At 71.1% G+C, this 15,661-nt stretch carries 16 protein-coding genes; 4 read left to right on the top strand and 12 right to left on the bottom strand.

Features of this window, described 5'->3' with window-relative positions; genetic code table 11:
• Window positions 1-55: 55 nt before the first annotated feature.
• From ACWGIC_RS26755 to ACWGIC_RS26745, 3 genes are read right to left on the bottom strand one after another with little or no spacing between them, the layout of a single operon-like run.
• Complete coding sequence (locus tag ACWGIC_RS26755) at window positions 56-1,612, bottom strand: molybdopterin-dependent oxidoreductase (RefSeq protein ID WP_452078670.1); 1,557 nt, start codon at window positions 1,610-1,612, stop codon at window positions 56-58.
• A 57-nt stretch (window positions 1,613-1,669) separates the two neighbouring features.
• Window positions 1,670-1,885 carry a glutaredoxin family protein gene (locus ACWGIC_RS26750; protein ID WP_452078711.1) on the bottom strand — a complete coding sequence of 72 codons (216 nt, stop codon included), beginning with the start codon at window positions 1,883-1,885 and terminating at the stop codon, window positions 1,670-1,672.
• Between the two features lie 22 nt (window positions 1,886-1,907).
• A complete protein-coding gene (locus tag ACWGIC_RS26745; protein ID WP_452078669.1) occupies window positions 1,908-3,413 on the bottom strand; it encodes an AMP-binding protein in 1,506 nt (501 codons plus the stop codon).
• Between the two features lie 281 nt (window positions 3,414-3,694).
• Between ACWGIC_RS26745 and ACWGIC_RS26740 the strand changes: the two genes are divergently transcribed.
• The 3 genes from ACWGIC_RS26740 (at window position 3,695) to ACWGIC_RS26730 (ending at window position 6,660) form a co-directional block, all read left to right on the top strand.
• Window positions 3,695-4,405 carry a sigma-70 family RNA polymerase sigma factor gene (locus tag ACWGIC_RS26740; RefSeq protein WP_452078668.1) on the top strand — a complete coding sequence of 237 codons (711 nt, stop codon included), beginning with the start codon at window positions 3,695-3,697 and terminating at the stop codon, window positions 4,403-4,405.
• A gap of 97 nt (window positions 4,406-4,502) precedes the next feature.
• Window positions 4,503-5,591: a DUF5667 domain-containing protein gene (locus ACWGIC_RS26735; RefSeq protein WP_452078667.1), complete on the top strand. Its 1,089-nt coding sequence runs from the start codon at window positions 4,503-4,505 to the stop codon at window positions 5,589-5,591.
• 160 nt (window positions 5,592-5,751) lie between these two features.
• Window positions 5,752-6,660, top strand: a complete 909-nt coding sequence (locus ACWGIC_RS26730) for an HAD family hydrolase (RefSeq protein ID WP_452078710.1) — start codon at window positions 5,752-5,754, stop codon at window positions 6,658-6,660.
• Window positions 6,661-6,667: 7 nt separating this feature from the next.
• On the opposite strand, the gene ACWGIC_RS26725 is transcribed toward ACWGIC_RS26730, so the two are convergent.
• On the bottom strand, window positions 6,668-7,075 hold the full coding sequence (locus tag ACWGIC_RS26725; RefSeq protein WP_452078666.1) for a RidA family protein: 408 nt from the start codon (window positions 7,073-7,075) through the stop codon (window positions 6,668-6,670).
• Between the two features lie 70 nt (window positions 7,076-7,145).
• Between ACWGIC_RS26725 and ACWGIC_RS26720 the strand changes: the two genes are divergently transcribed.
• Window positions 7,146-7,757, top strand: coding sequence for a TetR/AcrR family transcriptional regulator (locus tag ACWGIC_RS26720; protein ID WP_452078665.1), 612 nt, complete (start codon window positions 7,146-7,148; stop codon window positions 7,755-7,757).
• 6 nt (window positions 7,758-7,763) lie between these two features.
• On the opposite strand, the gene ACWGIC_RS26715 is transcribed toward ACWGIC_RS26720, so the two are convergent.
• The 8 genes from ACWGIC_RS26715 to ACWGIC_RS26680 form a co-directional block, all read right to left on the bottom strand.
• Window positions 7,764-8,792, bottom strand: a complete 1,029-nt coding sequence (locus tag ACWGIC_RS26715; RefSeq protein WP_452078664.1) for a lysophospholipid acyltransferase family protein — start codon at window positions 8,790-8,792, stop codon at window positions 7,764-7,766.
• On the bottom strand, window positions 8,789-9,835 hold the full coding sequence (locus ACWGIC_RS26710; protein ID WP_452078663.1) for an NAD-dependent epimerase/dehydratase family protein: 1,047 nt from the start codon (window positions 9,833-9,835) through the stop codon (window positions 8,789-8,791). The genes ACWGIC_RS26715 and ACWGIC_RS26710 overlap by 4 nt, the downstream gene beginning before the upstream one ends.
• A gap of 261 nt (window positions 9,836-10,096) precedes the next feature.
• A complete protein-coding gene (locus ACWGIC_RS26705; protein WP_007030867.1) occupies window positions 10,097-10,198 on the bottom strand; it encodes a 30S ribosomal protein bS22 in 102 nt (33 codons plus the stop codon).
• Between the two features lie 188 nt (window positions 10,199-10,386).
• Complete coding sequence (locus tag ACWGIC_RS26700) at window positions 10,387-10,602, bottom strand: helix-turn-helix domain-containing protein (RefSeq protein WP_037353555.1); 216 nt, start codon at window positions 10,600-10,602, stop codon at window positions 10,387-10,389.
• A 468-nt stretch (window positions 10,603-11,070) separates the two neighbouring features.
• A complete protein-coding gene (gene proC / locus ACWGIC_RS26695; protein ID WP_452078662.1) occupies window positions 11,071-11,883 on the bottom strand; it encodes a pyrroline-5-carboxylate reductase in 813 nt (270 codons plus the stop codon).
• Between the two features lie 110 nt (window positions 11,884-11,993).
• Complete coding sequence (locus ACWGIC_RS26690) at window positions 11,994-12,824, bottom strand: thioesterase family protein (RefSeq protein WP_452078661.1); 831 nt, start codon at window positions 12,822-12,824, stop codon at window positions 11,994-11,996.
• A 162-nt stretch (window positions 12,825-12,986) separates the two neighbouring features.
• Window positions 12,987-13,790 carry a sugar phosphate isomerase/epimerase family protein gene (locus ACWGIC_RS26685; RefSeq protein ID WP_452078660.1) on the bottom strand — a complete coding sequence of 268 codons (804 nt, stop codon included), beginning with the start codon at window positions 13,788-13,790 and terminating at the stop codon, window positions 12,987-12,989.
• A 34-nt stretch (window positions 13,791-13,824) separates the two neighbouring features.
• A complete protein-coding gene (locus ACWGIC_RS26680; protein ID WP_452078659.1) occupies window positions 13,825-15,558 on the bottom strand; it encodes a hypothetical protein in 1,734 nt (577 codons plus the stop codon).
• Window positions 15,559-15,661 lie beyond the last annotated feature (103 nt).

Here is a 15,661-nt window from a genome sequence, read left to right as displayed (position 1 = left end):
GAAGCACAACGTCGCTCTTGTCCGGGGTCCCCGGCCCGGAGAAGAGCGACTGCGTTCAGGCCGCGGTGAACGGCACCGTGTGCCACCCGGTCGCGCCGTCCGGGACCGGGTCCGCGGGGCGGTCGGTCTGCGTGTAGCCGGACTGATCGGTCGCCCGGACCGTGACCGTGTGGCTGCCCGCCGCCACCGGCACCTCGGCCCACCACATCCGCCAGGTGTCCTTGTTGACCTCGGCCGAGAGCGTCGCCGGGGTCCACGGGCCCTGGTCCACCCGCACTTCTACCTTCGCGATCCCGACGTGCTGCGCCCACGCCGTCCCCGTCACCCGGAGCCGGCCCGCGCGCACGGATGCGCCGCCGGTCGGTGCGTCGATCCGGGATTCGGTCTTGATCGGGGCCTGTTCCGCCCATCCGCGCCGCAGCCAGTACGCCTGCCGCGCGTCCCAGGTCGTGAACTCCAGGTCGGTGACCCATTTCGTCGCCGAGACGTACCCGTACAGCCCGGGGATCACGATCCGCGCCGGGAACCCGTGCTCTACCGGCAGGGCTTCGCCGTTCATGCCGATCGCGAGCATCGCGCCGCGCGCCGGGTCCAGCGCCACGTTCGCCGGAGTGCCGCAGGTGAATCCGTCGACGCTGGTCGCGTACATCTGCTGCGCGCCCGTCTGCACGCCTGCCGCGTCCAGCAGATCGACCAGGTCGACGCCGATGAAGTTGGCGGTGGAGATCAGCTCGCCGCCGACCTCGTTGGAGACACAGGTGAGCGTCACGGTCCGTTCCACCAGCGGCCGGTTCCGGATGTCCGCGTAGGAGAAGCTCACCTCGCGGTCGACCATGCCGTGGATCTTCAGAGTCCAGTCCTCGGCCCGCACCTGCGGCACGACGAACGCGGTGTCGATCCGGTAGAAGCTCCCGTTCGGCGTGATGAACGGCGGAGAGCCGAGCTTGTGGAAATCCGCGTCCGGCGGCAGCGGCGGAGCCTTCCGGGCGGCCACCAGCGGCCCGATCGACGCTCGCGAGCCAGCCGCGCTTCCGGTGGTGGACACGACCTCGCCGACGACCGCCGCCACCCCGGTGCCGGCCGCGATTCCCGCGCCGCGCTGGAGGACCTGGCGACGGCTGAGTCCTTGCCGCAGTTCGGTTTCCGGCGGCAGCGCGCGTTTGTGCAGCCAGCTGAACACCAGCAACGCAGCGCCCAGCGCCAGCACCGGAGACAGCAACGCGAGCTGTCCGACGTCCGTGCGCTCGAACACCGCGTAGATCCCGAACGCGCCGACCACGATCACCAGCAACTGGCCCGGCAACGGACGGCTCCGCGAAAGCTGTCCGGCGAGCATCGCGAACCCCAGCAGCACCACGGCCAGACCGATCTTGAGCACGGTTTTGTCGGCGGTCCCGATCGTCTGCTCCGCCCACACCACGACGGCGTGCGGACTGTGCGCGATGACGAAGTCCGCGACCGCGACGAACGGCGACGCGTTGTACCCGACGAACCCGGCGACCAGATGTCCCACGCCCAGCGCGACAGCCAGCGAAACCAGCCCGATGAACGTCGCGATCCCCAGCGACAGGCGCGGCCGGACGGCCGGCGAAGCTTCTTTCAACGCACTCACCCCACCATCTTCGGCGGGTCCGGCCCCAACGGGCCCGTTCAAGCGCTTACGGGTTGCTTACCGCAGTGCCGCGCGCAGCCGGTCTTCCTCGACGCGCCAGTACCCGTGCTCGACCCCGTCGATCAGGATCACCGGCACCTGGTCGCCGTACTCGGCCTGCCATTCCGGGTCGCTGTCGACGTCCGCGGTCTCCCACGGCACGCCCAGCTCGCCGCAGATCCGCGCGACGTCCGCCTCGGCGACGTCGCACAGGTGGCACCCTTCGCGGCTCATCACGGTCACTTTGTGCACAGAGTCAGCGTAGCTTCAGCCGTCGCAGCTTCCCGGTAGCCGAATGCGGCAGCGTCTCAGCGAACTCGACGGTGTGCGGAACCTTGTACCCCGCCAAATGCGCGGTGCACTGGTCCACCACCTGCTGCTCCGACAACGCGGCGCCTTCAGCAGGCACCACGACTGCCTTCACCGCCTCGCCGCTGCGTTCGTCCACCACGCCCACGACGGCGGCCTCGACCACCCCGGGCAGCTGCGAGATCACTTCCTCGACTTCATGCGGAAAGACGTTGAAGCCGTTGACGATGATCAAATCGTTGGCCCGGTCGACCAGGTGCAGATCGCCGTCGGAATCGAGATAACCGACGTCGCCGGTACGGAACCAGCCCTCGGCGTCCGGTCCGTGCGCGCCGTCCGGCCAGTACCCGGAGAACAGGTTCGCCCCGCGCACCGACACCAGCCCGGTACTGCCGCCAGCCTCGAAGACGTCGTCCGGCTCCTCCGGGTCGAGCGGCAGGTCGTCGGCAGATCCGTCGGACTCCACCAGCCGCAGCTCGATCCCGGGCAGCGGCCGCCCGACCGATCCGGGCTTCGGATAGCCGGTGACCAGCGTCGACGTCACCACCGGCGCGCATTCGGTGAGCCCGTAGCCCTCGTACACGTCCAGCCCGGCGGCCTCGCGGATCGCCGCGAGCACCTTCGGATGCAACGGCGCGGCTCCGGAGGTCAGCCGTTTCACCGTCGCCAGCCCGGCGGCCAGTTCTTCGGGTTCGAGTGAGGCGAATTCGTTGTACATCGCGGGCACGCCGGTGATCGCCGTGACGCGATGTTCGGCGCAGTCCTGCAACGTCCGCCGGGCTTCGAAGCGTTCGGACAGCACGAGCGTCGCGCCGACCGCGGTCGCCATGAGCAGGCCAGGGCCGAGGCCGTAGACATGGAAGAGCGGGATCGACACCAGCACCCGGTCGTCGTGCTCGGTCACTCCGTCCACTTGGGACAGTTGATCGAGGTTCGCCAGCAGCGCCCGGTGCGACAGCAGTACTCCGCGCGGCGGGCCGGTCGTGCCGGAGGTGTACGAAATGACCGCGATGTCCTCGCCGGAGCGGCCGAGATCGACCGGCTCGCCCGCCTCGTCGCCGCGCGGCGGCAGGCCGGTGACGCCTTCGGGCAGCTCGGCGTCGTCGCGCTGCACCACGCGTTTCGCGCCGCAGTGCTCCAGCAGCCGCTCCAGTTCGGGCACGGGGGCTTGCGGCGACAACGGCACGGCGATTCCGCCCGCGCGCAGCACGGCGAACAGGGCGACCGCGAAGTCAGCCGACGTCGGGAGCCGCAGCACCACGGGGTCGCCCGGCGCGACGCCGGAGGACACCAGCCGGCGTGCTTGCGCGTGCGCCGCTTCGTCGAGCTGTCGCCAGGTCAGCGTGCTGCCCGTGCCCGTCTCGGTGATCGCCGTGCGTTCCGGCCAGCGGCTGGCCGCAGCGGCGAGCAGGCCGGCGACGCCGTGGGCGGTGCTGATCCGGTCCACCCCCACCCCTCTCGTTCCGTTGCGGATTCGTCATCTTGTCACCCGTAATGGGGATGCCGCGCGATCGTCGCACCTCTGCCTGACCGGGACACTACCTACTTCGCGGTAACAACACGTATGCTGCACTGCGTCGCCGGGTGGCGTTGATCACTACCGGGTGACCCGAGCAAGGGAGTCGTCGTGCCGAACCTGCCGCTCCACGAGGGTGTGGATCACGCGCCGCGGCACGCCTGCACGCCCTCGGGACCACACCCGGCAGCACCAGGGACAGTCGGAGGTGCCGCTCGATGACCCGTTCGATCACCCTGTCCGCCGCCGCGCACCGCGGTCCGGTCGCGATGTTCGCCGACCGCGTGTTCGGCTCGTCCGCGGCCGCTGTGCCGCTGCCCAAGGCCGATCCCGAACCGGACGCCGCCGAGGTCGCCAAGGCCGAGGCGTGGGAACTGGTGCGGGCCGCGCAGGCCGGCGACTCCTCGGCGTTCGGTCAGCTGTATGACCGGTACGTCGACGTCGTCTACCGCTACGCGCTCTTCCGCCTCGGCGACCGCGACCTGGCCGAGGACGTCACCAGCGAGACCTTCCTGCGCGCGCTGCGCCGGATCACCTCGGTGAGCTACCAGGGCCGCGACGTCGGCGCGTGGTTCGTCACCATCGCCCGCAACCTGATCCTCGACCACGTGAAGTCGAGCCGGTTCCGGCTCGAGGTCGTCACCGACGAGGTCGCCGAACCGGGCGGCGTGCCCGGCGGACCGGTCGGCCCGGTCGCGCAGGCCGGGCCCGAACAGCAGGCGATCGCGGGCGCGACCCGCGCGGAGCTGCTTCGCTGTGTCGCCGAGCTTGGCGACGACCAGCGCGAATGCATCGTGCTGCGGTTCCTGCAGGGGCTGTCGGTCGCTGAGACCGCCCAGATCATGGACCGCAACGAAGGCGCGGTGAAGGCGCTCCAGCACCGCGCCGTCCGGCGGCTCGCGCAGCTGCTGCCCACCGGCCTGCGTTGATCGTTCAACGATCAACCGTAACTTTTTCGGCTTCTTAATCGTTTCTCACCCAGACCGGCGGTCAGGGCCGGGCGTTGGGTGGAGACGGAGCAGCACCGTGGGCGTGCCCGGGTGGTTTTCGCGTGGTCGGACCGAGAGCGAGCGGTTCGACGACGCGATCAATGCTTCCCCCGGACAGCGGCCGGACGAGTTCGCCGAGGAGCTGGCCGTCGTCGGAGCCCTGCACGAACTGGGCCGGGCCGGCGACCCCGACCCCGCCACCCGGGCCCGCATCCGCGCCGAGATCGAAGGCCGCATCGGCGAACCTCTCCCGCGCCGGCGGTGGCGGCCGCGGATGGCCGACCTCGCCGCCGCCGGGATCGCGCTGATCCTCGGCCTCGGCGGGCTCACGCTGCTGCTTTCGCGGGACGCCTTGCCCGGAGACGCGCTGTACAGCGTCAAGCGAGCGGGCGAAGTCACGTCGCTCGGCTTGACCTTCGGCGACGAAGCCAAAGCCGAGAAACACCTGAAGTTCGCCGCGAACCGGGTTGCCGAACTGGGCCGGATGAACGACGCCGCCCCGTCGGCGTACCAAACCGCGCTGCATGATTTCAGCAGCGACGTCCGCGAGGGCGTGGCCGAACTCACCGAGCTGGCGACCACGAGCGGCAACCGCACGCGGCTGACGGCGCTGGAGTCGTGGGCGCAGAGCCAGTCGCGGCAGCTGGAATCGGAACAGACCGACGTCCCGGCGTCCGCCCGAGTGGACTTCCAGCGGGCTCGCGGCCTCCTCGACCGGGTGCGGCAGCGGACGAGCGCGCTCGGCTCGCGGCTGAGCTGCTACCAGATCACCACCGGCACCACCGACGAACTGGGCCTGCTCCCCGCACCCGGCGCGTGCACGCAGCAACCGCTGTCCCCCGGCGGTTCCACGCCGAGCAGCCCGCCTCCGGCTCCGGAGTCGACCGTCCCGCCGTCGGACTCGCCGCTGCCGGTGCGTTCGGTGTCCTCGCCGACCCTCAGCAGCCCGAACCTGCCGACCCCGACGCCGACGTCCACGGAGGCGCCGCACACCGCGACCCCGCCGAACGTCCCGCCGCCGATCACCGCGCCCACCCCGCCCCGGATCCCGACCCGGCCGGCGCCGCCGCCGGTCGTCTCGATCCCGCCGCTGCTGCCGGGACTCCCGCCGATCGTCATCGGCTGACGCTCGCCGACGCGACTTTCGCCACTCCCCCGCGCCATGATCAGGAGAACCGGGCAACCCCTATCCGAGGTCCCGGCCACATCTCCAACGGGTGAGTCGCGCGGTCGCTACCCTGTGCTGCAGGACCCGGTCGGCGTCGTCCGCCGGGACGTGCCCGAACCTGGAGGCGGTGTGCGTGTCAGCTTGGCGTGGCAAGGATAAGAGTCAGGAACTGGAGCGGCTCGCCACGCTCGCCGGAGAAGCGTCGGCGGAGGCCGCGGCTTCCTCGGCGCAGCTGGCGACGACGGTTCCGCCCGCCCCGCCGGACCTCACCGCGGGCGCCTTCTTCGACGTGGACAACACGATGATGATGGGCGCGTCGATCTTCTATTTCGCGCGAGGGCTGGCCGCGCGCAAGTTCTTCACCTCCGCCGACCTCGCCGGTTTCGTGTGGGACCAGATCAAGTTCCGCGTCGGCGGCCGCGAGAACAAGGCCGACATCAAGACCCACCGCGAACGCGCGCTGTCCTTTGTGGCCGGTCGCACGGTCGAGGAGCTCACCACGATGAGCGAGGAAATCTACGACGAGCTGATGGCGGACAAGATCTGGTCCGGCACCCGCGCGCTCGCGCAGATGCACCTCGACGCGGGCCAGCGCGTGTGGCTCGTCACGGCGACGCCGATCGAACTCGCCGCGATCATCTCGCGCCGGCTCGGCCTCACCGGCGCGCTCGGCACCGTCGCGGAAACCAAGGACGGGGTCTACACCGGACGCCTGGTCGGCGACATGCTGCACGGCCGCGCGAAGGCACACGCGGTCCGCGCGCTCGCGTCGCGGGAAGGCCTAAACCTCAAGCGCTGCACGGCTTATTCGGATTCGCAGAACGACGTCCCGATGCTGTCGGTCGTCGGCACCGCGGTGGCGGTGAACCCGGACAGCGGCCTGCGCGACGTCGCTCGCGCGCGCGGCTGGGAGATCCGCGACTTCCGCACCGGCCGTAAAGCCGCCCGCATCGGCGTCCCGTCGGTGCTCGGCGCGGGCGCGGTCGCGGGAGCGGTGGCGGCGGGGATGGCGTACCGCCGCCGCTGAAACCGGGTCAGTCCAGCACTGCGGTGGCCTCGACCTCCACCAGCAGGTCCGGCTCCGCAAGGAACGCCACGCCGATCCCGGTCAACGGGGCCTGGATGTCGATGCCCAGCTTCTTCTCCGCCCGCTGCACGCCCTCGACGAACTCGCCCATTTTCTCCGGCGACCATTCGACGAAGTACACCGTCAGCCGGGTGACGTCGGCGAACGTGGCACCCACCTCAGCCAGCGCCGCCGCGACATTCAGGTAGGCCTGCTCGACCTGCGCGGCCAGATCCCCCTCCCCGACGTGCCCGCCGTCAGCGGTCCGCGCCACCTGCCCGGCGACGTATACCGTCCGGGAGCCGGTCGCGACGGCGACCTGGCGGTAGAGGCCGACCTGCGGCAGCGCGTCCGGGTTGACCAGGGTGACGGCCATGTTTCCTCCTGAAACCGGGCAAGATCCTCGATCCTTAAAACATAGCATTGCAATGCTATAGAATGCCGCCATGGCGAGGGCGAAAGATCCGGCAGTGCGCACCTTGCTGCTCGAACGGGCAGCGCAGATGCTCCGCACCCGCGAACCGATCACCCTGCGCTCGCTCGTCGCCGGGGCCGGGGTGTCGACGATGGCCGTCTACACCCACTTCGCCGGCATGGACGGGCTGTGGAAAGCCTTGCGCCAGGAGGGTTTCACCCGGCTGGCGCATCGGATGGCCGAGGTCCGCCCGTCCGCCGATCCGGTGCGCGACCACGCCGCGCTCATCTCCGCCTACCTCGGCAACGCGCTCGACCATCCCGACCTGTACCGCGTGATGTTCGACGCCAACTTCGAGCTGGAAGACGCCCAAGCCGCCGACGACACCCTCGAATACCTGGTGCAAGCCGCCGCCCGAGGCCGCGACACCGGGCGTTACCGCGAAGGCCTCGACGCCCTCGATCTCGCCACGCAAAGCTGGGCGATCGCGCACGGCCTGGTCTCGCTGGTCGCCAACGGTCCCTTGCCACGCAGCACGCTGGACCACGGCGCGCCCCTGCTGACCGCGCTTTTCGTCAGCGTCGGCGACGAGCCGCGGCGCTGCGAACGCTCAGTACGCCGCGGCTGGCATCTCGCCGAATGAACCCGCTCAGCCGCGGAAAACGTTGCGCCGCTGGGAAAGCCGGCGGTACAGCGCGTGCTGGATCGACTCTCGCACCTGGTCGGTGAGGGTGAACACCAGCATCGGATCGTCGACCGCGTCCGGGCCGTAGTCGTCGGTGCGGATGGGCTCGCCGAACTCGATGGTCCACTTCGTCGGCAGCGGCACCGCGCCGAGCGGGCCCAGCAGCGGGAAGAACGGCGTGACCGGGAAATACGGCAACCCGAACAGCCGCGCCAGCACCTTGAGTTCGCCGATCTTCGGATACGTCTCCTCGGCCCCGACCACCGACACCGGAATGATCGGCACGCCCGCGCGCATCGCCGCGGACACGAAACCGCCGCGGCCGAAGCGCTGCAGCTTGTACCGCGCGGAGAACGGCTTCCCGACTCCCTTGAACCCTTCCGGCCACACCCCGACCAGTTCGCCGTTGGTCAGCAGGCGTTCGGCGTCGGCGGAGCAGGCGAGCGTCTGCCCGGACTTGCGCGCGAACGACCCCACCAGCGGCAGCTTGAACACCAGGTCCGCGCCGAGGCCGCGCAGGTGCCGTCCGCCGGTCTCGTCGTGCACCGCGACCGCGGTCATCAGCGCGTCGAGCGGCAAGGTGCCGGAATGGTTGGACACCAGCAGCGCGCCGCCCGCCTTCGGCAGGTTCTCGACGCCGAAGGTGTCGACGCGGAACCACTTCTCGTACAGCGCGCGCAGCGGCGGCAGCACGAGCGTTTCGGTGAGCTCGGCGTCGAATCCGAACTCGTCCACCGCGTAGTCGCCGGTGAGCCGGTGGCGCAGGAAGGTCAGCGCGTTCCGCACCGGTTCCGACAGCGGATCGGCCTCGGGCTCGCGCACCGGACCGGACGGCTGCGCCGGGAACTCGACGACCGGCGCGTCCACCCGCTCCTGCGCCTGCTCCGGGATCCCGGCCGGTTTCTCCCGGCCGGGACCATGCAGCGGGATGACCTGTGCCTCAGCACCATTCACGGGATTCGCCTCACTTCCGGCCCTCGTCGCGTGGTTCATCGGCGCGCCTGCCCGGTGGCGGCGGCCTCGAGCACCTTGCCGGCCAGCCCGGCCAGCGCGCCGCCGTCGAGCACCGGGCGCAGGCCGCGGCCCGCCACGTAATCGTCGAACGCCTCGCGGGTGGTCCAGCGGGGCGTGTACCCGAATTCCTTCTTGAGCTTCGTGATGTCGACCGCGCGGCCGAAGTTCAGCAGCCGCACCTGGTCGGCGGAGAAATCGACCACCCGGGCTCCGCGCAGCAGCTTCCCGACCGACGGCATGACGCCGCGCGGCATCGGCAGCCCGACCCGGCCGGCCCGGCGGATCGCCTGCGACAGCGTGAGCACGCCCTCGGAGGCGACGTTGAACACGCCCGGCCGGTCTTCCACCGTCGCCATTTCCAGCACTGACAGCGCGTCTGAACCGTGCAGGAGCTGCAGCCGGGAGTCGTACCCGAAAACGGTCGGCACGACCGGCAGCGAGAAGTACCGGGCCAGCACGGTGTCGACCTCGGGGCCGATGATGTTCGCGAACCGCAGGAGCGTGACGGTCAGGTCCGGGCGGCGGCGGGCGAGGCCGCGCACGTAGCCCTCCATCTCGACCGCGTCCTTCGCGTAGCCGCTCGAAGACGGCGGGATCAGCTCCGAATCCTCGGTGAACACCGCCTGCGAACGCGCGCCCGCGCCGTACACCGCGGCACTGGACTTCACCACGAGCTTGCGCACCTTCGGCGCGCGCTGGCATGCCGCGAGCAGCCGCATCGTGCCGATGACGTTGACTTCCTTGACCGCCGCCCGGCGGCTCGGCCCGGCCGGATGCGCGGTGCACGAGGTGTGCACGACGGTGTCCACCTCGGCGCTGCTGATCACCTTCGCGATCAGCGGATTGCGGATGTCGGCGCGGACGAACTCGGCACGGCCCATCCGCTGCTGGACGTCCTTGGCGGGCGGGGCGGTGTCGACGCCGATCACCCGCTCGAGATCCGGGTGGGCGCCGAGCCGGGCGAGCAGCTTCCCGCCAAGGTCGCCGGCGACCCCGGTGACGAGCACGATGTTCGAGGCCATGGAACTCCCTGATCGGCAGCAGTGTGCAAGACGGAGTGATCACTCGGGGTGCGCGAACCTGCACTCGCTGGAAGCATCGCGCTGATGCGCCTGCCATGTTACCGGCCACGGACACCCTGCTGACCAGGGCTTACCTCGTATTTACGAGGGACGTCCGGATTGCGATGCGCGCCTCACTCGATCGGGCGTAGGAGGGTCCGAACATGAGTGTGGCCCGTCCAGAGACTGGACGGGCCACGAAACACTAGCCGCGCGGACGGCTCACTTGCCGGCCTTGCGCCGCTGCACGCGCGTACGGCGCAGCAGCTTGCGGTGCTTCTTCTTCGACATGCGCTTGCGGCGCTTCTTGATCACGGAACCCATGGGCGCTCCTCTTGGTCGTCGGTCACGCTGCCCGGCGCAGCGTCCAACGGGTGGAGCGCACAGGCACGAGCGGTTTACCAGGTTACTAGCGTCCCGGCGCGGGCCGGTCGGCGGGCATGGTCTGACGCATGCCCGGCGACCGTGCGGACCCCGCTCCGCCAGCATTGCGCGGCGGAGCGGCGGACCGGTCAGCCCACGTCGAAGTAAGCACCCTGCAGATACTCGTGCACCGCTTTTTCCGGCACCCGGAAGGACTTCCCGACTCTGACCGCGGGAAGTTCGCCCGAATGCACCAGGCGGTACACGGTCATCTTCGAGACCCGCATCAGCGTGGCCACTTCGGCGACTGTCAAAAACTGGACCTGCCCTACCGCGGGCAAATCCTCCTTCTTGTTCGGCGACATGTTTACCGCGTCCTTCGACACGTGTCGCGCCACGAGGCTTCCCCACCTGTGGTATCGACACGCACGTGCTCTTCCGAGGGTAGCGGGACAGGTGGGACTCGTGCGACGCCTGTCACCAGGATGGGCCCTCACCTGGGGCTTCGCTTAGCCCGGACGGCCCAGCACTGTCCGGTTTGCCGGGATCGGCCAACCGCTTCCACTGCGGCATCGGGGGCGGGGCTTGCGCCGAACGCCACAGCGGGCGCGTCAACAGAGGGCAGCATCGACCGATACGCGGGCTTTTCTCTCCGTCCGGACAGCGCTCCGCATTGCCCAGCGGGCATCGCGACCGCGAACCCTCCCCCAACGCCACATCGGGTGCGCCAGACGCACCGAACGCCATATGGGATGCACCCAATGCCACATTGGGTGCGCTAGATGCACCCAATGTGGCATTGGGGCGGTCTGGGCGGGGCGAGAGCAGCCGGGTCAGTTCTCGTGAGCGCGGCCCAGCTCCTCCGACCGGTCGCGGGCAGCCTCGATCGCGTCGAGCAACGCCGCACGCACCCCATGCTTCTCCAGCTCGCGGATCGCGTTGATGGTCGTCCCCGCCGGGGACGTCACCGCCTCGCGCAGCAGCACCGGGTGGTCCTGGCCCTCGGCGAGCATCTTCGCCGCGCCGACCGCCGACTGGATGATCAGCTGCCCGGCGAGCGCACGCGGCAGCCCGAGCAGGATGCCCGCGTCGATCATGGCCTCGACCAGGTAGAAGAAGTACGCCGGACCGGAGCCGGACAGTGCGGTGACGGCGTCCTGCTGCCGTTCCGGCACCTCGACGACCTTGCCGACGTGCGACAGCAGCTCCTTGACCGTCGCCAGATGCGCGGGCGTCGCGTGCTTTCCGGGTGAGATCGCACTCATCGCCTCGCCGACCAGCATCGGAGTGTTCGGCATCACGCGGACGACCGGGACCCCGTCGGCGAGACGGCGTTCGTACAGCGCGGTCGGCAGGCCCGCGCACAGGGAAACGACCAGCGACGACGTCCCGAGCAGCGGGGCCAGCTCGTCCAGCACCGGCTCGATGTCCTGCGGCTTCACCGCGACCACGAGGATGTCCGCGCGCCGGGCCGCGTCCGCGACGGTCGCCGCGTGCATCCCCGGATAACGCGTCTCCAGCTCGCGCGCCCGCTCCTCGTACCGTTCGGTGAAGAGCAGGTCGCCTGGTTCGTGGCCGCCGTTGAGCAGGCCCGACAGCAGGGCTTCGCCGATCTTTCCCGCACCCAGAACCGCGATCACACTCATGCCGTCGCCTCCGTGAGGAGCTTCGCGCTGTTTTCCATGGAGGCGACGCCATGAATAACTATGATTCGCTTGCAAGCTGCGCTCATGCGCTTCAGCGTGCCAAACGCCCCTCAGCCGCCCAGTGCCGGGGCGAGCGCCAGCTGCCGCACCTGCGCGACGAGACGGCCCTGTGCGTCCACGACCGTCGCGTCCGAGTCGAACCATGGCTCGTGCACCGACCGCGCCTCGACGACGATCCGCAGCCAGCCCGGGGCCGGACGGGTCCGTACGAGCGAGGTCATCTGGACCGTCGGGGCCCAGCCGTACCTGCCGAGGTTCGCCACCACCGGCGGATTGAGGTCGCCTGCCAGTAGCGAGAAGTACACGTCGGGCTGGCCGGCGCGCGGGCGCGCCCACATCCGCAGCCGGGGCGGGTCGCCCGCGCGTCCGGACAGGAATCCCGCCGTGGCCGGGTCCAGTCGCACGTCGCAGGCCGCGGACAGGTGGAACGGGCCTTCCGGCGTGTCCTTGCCGAGCTGCAGCGCGGTGGACGGCGGTTCGGCCGGCATCTGCGGCAGGTCGGTCCATTCGGAACGGCGCATCGGCAACCGGCCGACCGTGACCCTCGCCTCGACGCAAGCGCGGCCGCGCTGTTCGAGCGAAACCGCGATCACCGAAACGCGACGGCCGACCTTGCGCACATCGGCGCGCAGCAACACCGGGCCGAGGGCGGGCGCGTGCAGGAATTCGGTGCTCACCGCGAGCGGTTCGACCGTCGCGTCGCCGCGTTCGTGCAACGCCGCGGCGGCGGTTTTTGCCAGTAATGCCACCAGAAACCCGCCGTGCGGATGGGCGGCGATCGCCCATTCCGAGCGCAACGTCGCGGTGAACGTGCCGTCCCCGAGCGACCGGACTGCGATGGCCGAGTCGAAGGCGGTCGCGGTGTCGTCGGCCGCGCTCACGGACGACCGGCCACGGCGATACGGCGCGTGGGACCGGGTCCGGCGAAAACTGGAGACGGCGATGGCAGCGAGGTCACGCCCGGCACTTTACGGTGCCCGGCCGCCTTTGCCAGCGGAGCCGGGCAGGGACCGCCCGGACAGCCGAGCAAGATCACCCGCGGATCACTGCCCGAGGTGCAGCCGGGCGAACAGCAGTGCCTCCGCCAGTGCCCGGGCCCGCGCCGCCGCCCCGGTCGCGTGCCGGGTGTTGACCTCCAGCACGACCTGCCCGGAGAAGCCGTCGCTGACCAGTTTTTCCAGCAGTTCTGCGCACGGCTGCCCGCCGTGCCCGGGAATCAGGTGTTCGTCCTTCGGGATGCCGGTGCCGTCCGCCAGATGGACGTGGCTCAGCCCCGCGCCCATCCGGTCGGCGAGCGCGAGCGCGTCCATCCGCGCCGCGGCCGAATGCGACAGATCCAGGGTGTAGTGCCGGAATCCGACGTCGGTGGGGTCGATCGAAGGCCGGAACGCCGACACTCGCGCGTCGCGCGAACCGCCCGGCGGACGGACCTTGAACATGTTCTCCACCGCGACGTCGACGCCGCTGGCGTCCTCCAGTTCGTCGACCAGATCGCCGAACGCGTCGCCGTAGCGGCGCTGCCAGCGAAACGGCGGATGCACCACGACCGTGCGCGCGCCGAGTTCCAGCGCGGCGTCCACGGACCGGCGCAGCCGCACCTCGGGGTCCGGCGACCAGATCCGCTGCGTGATCAGCAGCGACGGCGAATGCACCGACAGCACCGGCATCCCGGTGCGCCGCGACCAGCGCCGGATCGCCGCGACGTCCTGGCTGATCGGATCGGCCCACACCATGACCTCGACGCCGTCGTAGCCGAGATCGGCGGCCAGTTCGAACGCCGCGCCCGCGCGCAGCGGCCACACCGAGGCAGTGCTCAGACCCACGGGGACGGGCGCGCTCTCACTCACGCGCCCATCCTGCCCCAGGGTCCTTGGCGGCGGGCTACTTGGCCACCAGCAACAGCGCCGCGGGCGACACCGTCACCACCAGCCCGACGAGAATCGCCAGCAGCGTCGTCTGCAGATCCTCGGCGCGGCGGATCTTCCGCACGATCCACACCAGCGCGACGATCACCAGCAACGCGCCCACGAGCGCGGCGGGCGCGAGGTTGACCCACAGCCAGTTGAAGCCGAGCCACACCGCGGCCCCGCCGACGACGCCCAGCGCCAGCTGTCCGGCGAGCGTCAGCCACTGCTTGCCCGCGGACACCGCGGGTTCCGGCTCGGCTTCGGCCTCCGGCACGTCCTCGGCGACGGCTTCCTCGGGGTAGTCGTCGTACTCGTCGCCTTCGACGTAGCCGTCGGCGTGCTCGTAGCCCTCGGCCTGCTCGTACCCGTAGCTGTCGTCGCCCTCGAAGTCCGGCTGGCCCTCGGGGTAGCCCGACGGCTCGGCGAACTCGCGCTCGTACTCGGCCAGTTCGTCGTCGACCGGGTCCTTGCCGCCGGGCGCGAACGGCATCGGAGCCGGGTAGCCCTGGGTCGGCGGGCCCGCGTCGTAATCCGCGGCGGCGGGCGGGTACTCGTCCTCGTAGCCGTCGTCGACGTAGTCGTCCTCGGCGTATCCCTCGGCCGGTTCCGGCTCCGCGCCAGCGGGCGGCACGGCCGGCATCATGCCGACCTCGGTGTCCTCCAGCTGCTCTGCCTGCCGGCGCTGCCGCCAGCCGGAGAGACCCGCGGGCGGCGCGTCCTCGGCGACGACGCCCTCGGCGGGCGGGCCGTCGATCGCGTCGAACTGCTCGGTGTGCGGTTCCTGCTTCGGAGCCGGGCGACGAGCCGGAGCCCGCCGCGGCCGGTTGGGAGCTGCCGGAGCGCCGGGAGCCGGGAACGCGCCGCTCGCCATCGGCGTCGCGGGCGGTTCCGGGGTGTCGCCGTCGAGGCCGTCGAGCCGGGCGGCCAGGCCGCCGTCAGGCGCAGGCGGAGGCGGCGGCGGGGTCTGCGGGGCCGGACGACGGCGGACCGGCGGCACTGCGCCGCGGGTCTCCTCGTCGGCGGCGGGCGGACGCGGCGGGCGGGCGCGCGGCGGCACCGGCATCTGCCCGGATTCCTGCGGCGGCGCGGGCGGACGCACGTAACCGGAGTCCTGCGGCGCGGCGGGACGCAGGTAGCCGGTGCCCTGCGGACCGGCCGCGGGCGGCGCGGGACGGGCGAACTGGCCCGACTCCTGCGGCGGCGCGGGCGGGCGCACGTAGGCCGAGTCCTGCTGGCCGTTGGCCGGACGCGGGTACTGCCCGGACTCCTGCGGCGGAGCCGGGGGACGCACGTAAGCCGAGTCCTGCTGGCCGTTCGCCTGCGGAGCCGGGTACTGCCCGGAGGGCTGGCCGTTCATCGGCGGCGGCCCGGCTTCCTGCGGAGCGGGGTACTGCCCCGAAGGCTGCTGTCCGGGACGCGGGTACGGGCCCGGCTCCTGCGGAGCGGGACGCGGGGCCGCGTCCGGACGGCGGCGGCCGCCGCCCGGGGGACGCGAAGGGGGCGGCGGGGTTCCGCCCTCGGCGGCCACCCGGTCGATGATCGCCTGCGGTCCGGTGTCGGTGAGGCCCGAGCGCCGCGGGGCGGCCTCGTCCTCGTCATCGGCCGCCCTGCGCCTGCGTCGCCGTGCGCCGTCGACCTGCTGCCCGTGCTGGGCGAGCAGTTCGGCCACGGTCTTCTGGGGCTGGTCGCCGCCGGTCTGGTCCGTCATACCGTGCTGTCCAAAGCGCGCTCGGGGTTGGTTGTGGTCACTCGGGCACACCTGCCTCCGGAGCCGCGCGCAATCGACACCGTGCAGTGCATGTCCGTCACCT

Source organism: Amycolatopsis sp. NPDC054798 (genome assembly GCF_053611505.1).
This window is presented reverse-complemented; position numbering and strand designations above follow the sequence as displayed.

Coding starts and splice junctions, on each gene's coding strand:
- ACWGIC_RS26750 (WP_452078711.1), bottom strand. CDS start 1,885: ATGAGCCGCGAAGGGTGCCACCTGTGCGACGTCGCCGAGGCGGACGTC.
- ACWGIC_RS26740 (WP_452078668.1), top strand. CDS start 3,695: ATGACCCGTTCGATCACCCTGTCCGCCGCCGCGCACCGCGGTCCGGTC.
- ACWGIC_RS26725 (WP_452078666.1), bottom strand. CDS start 7,075: ATGGCCGTCACCCTGGTCAACCCGGACGCGCTGCCGCAGGTCGGCCTC.
- ACWGIC_RS26720 (WP_452078665.1), top strand. CDS start 7,146: ATGGCGAGGGCGAAAGATCCGGCAGTGCGCACCTTGCTGCTCGAACGG.
- ACWGIC_RS26715 (WP_452078664.1), bottom strand. CDS start 8,792: ATGAACCACGCGACGAGGGCCGGAAGTGAGGCGAATCCCGTGAATGGT.
- ACWGIC_RS26710 (WP_452078663.1), bottom strand. CDS start 9,835: ATGGCCTCGAACATCGTGCTCGTCACCGGGGTCGCCGGCGACCTTGGC.
- ACWGIC_RS26705 (WP_007030867.1), bottom strand. CDS start 10,198: ATGGGTTCCGTGATCAAGAAGCGCCGCAAGCGCATGTCGAAGAAGAAG.
- ACWGIC_RS26700 (WP_037353555.1), bottom strand. CDS start 10,602: ATGTCGCCGAACAAGAAGGAGGATTTGCCCGCGGTAGGGCAGGTCCAG.
- proC (WP_452078662.1), bottom strand. CDS start 11,883: ATGAGTGTGATCGCGGTTCTGGGTGCGGGAAAGATCGGCGAAGCCCTG.
- ACWGIC_RS26680 (WP_452078659.1), bottom strand. CDS start 15,558: ATGACGGACCAGACCGGCGGCGACCAGCCCCAGAAGACCGTGGCCGAA.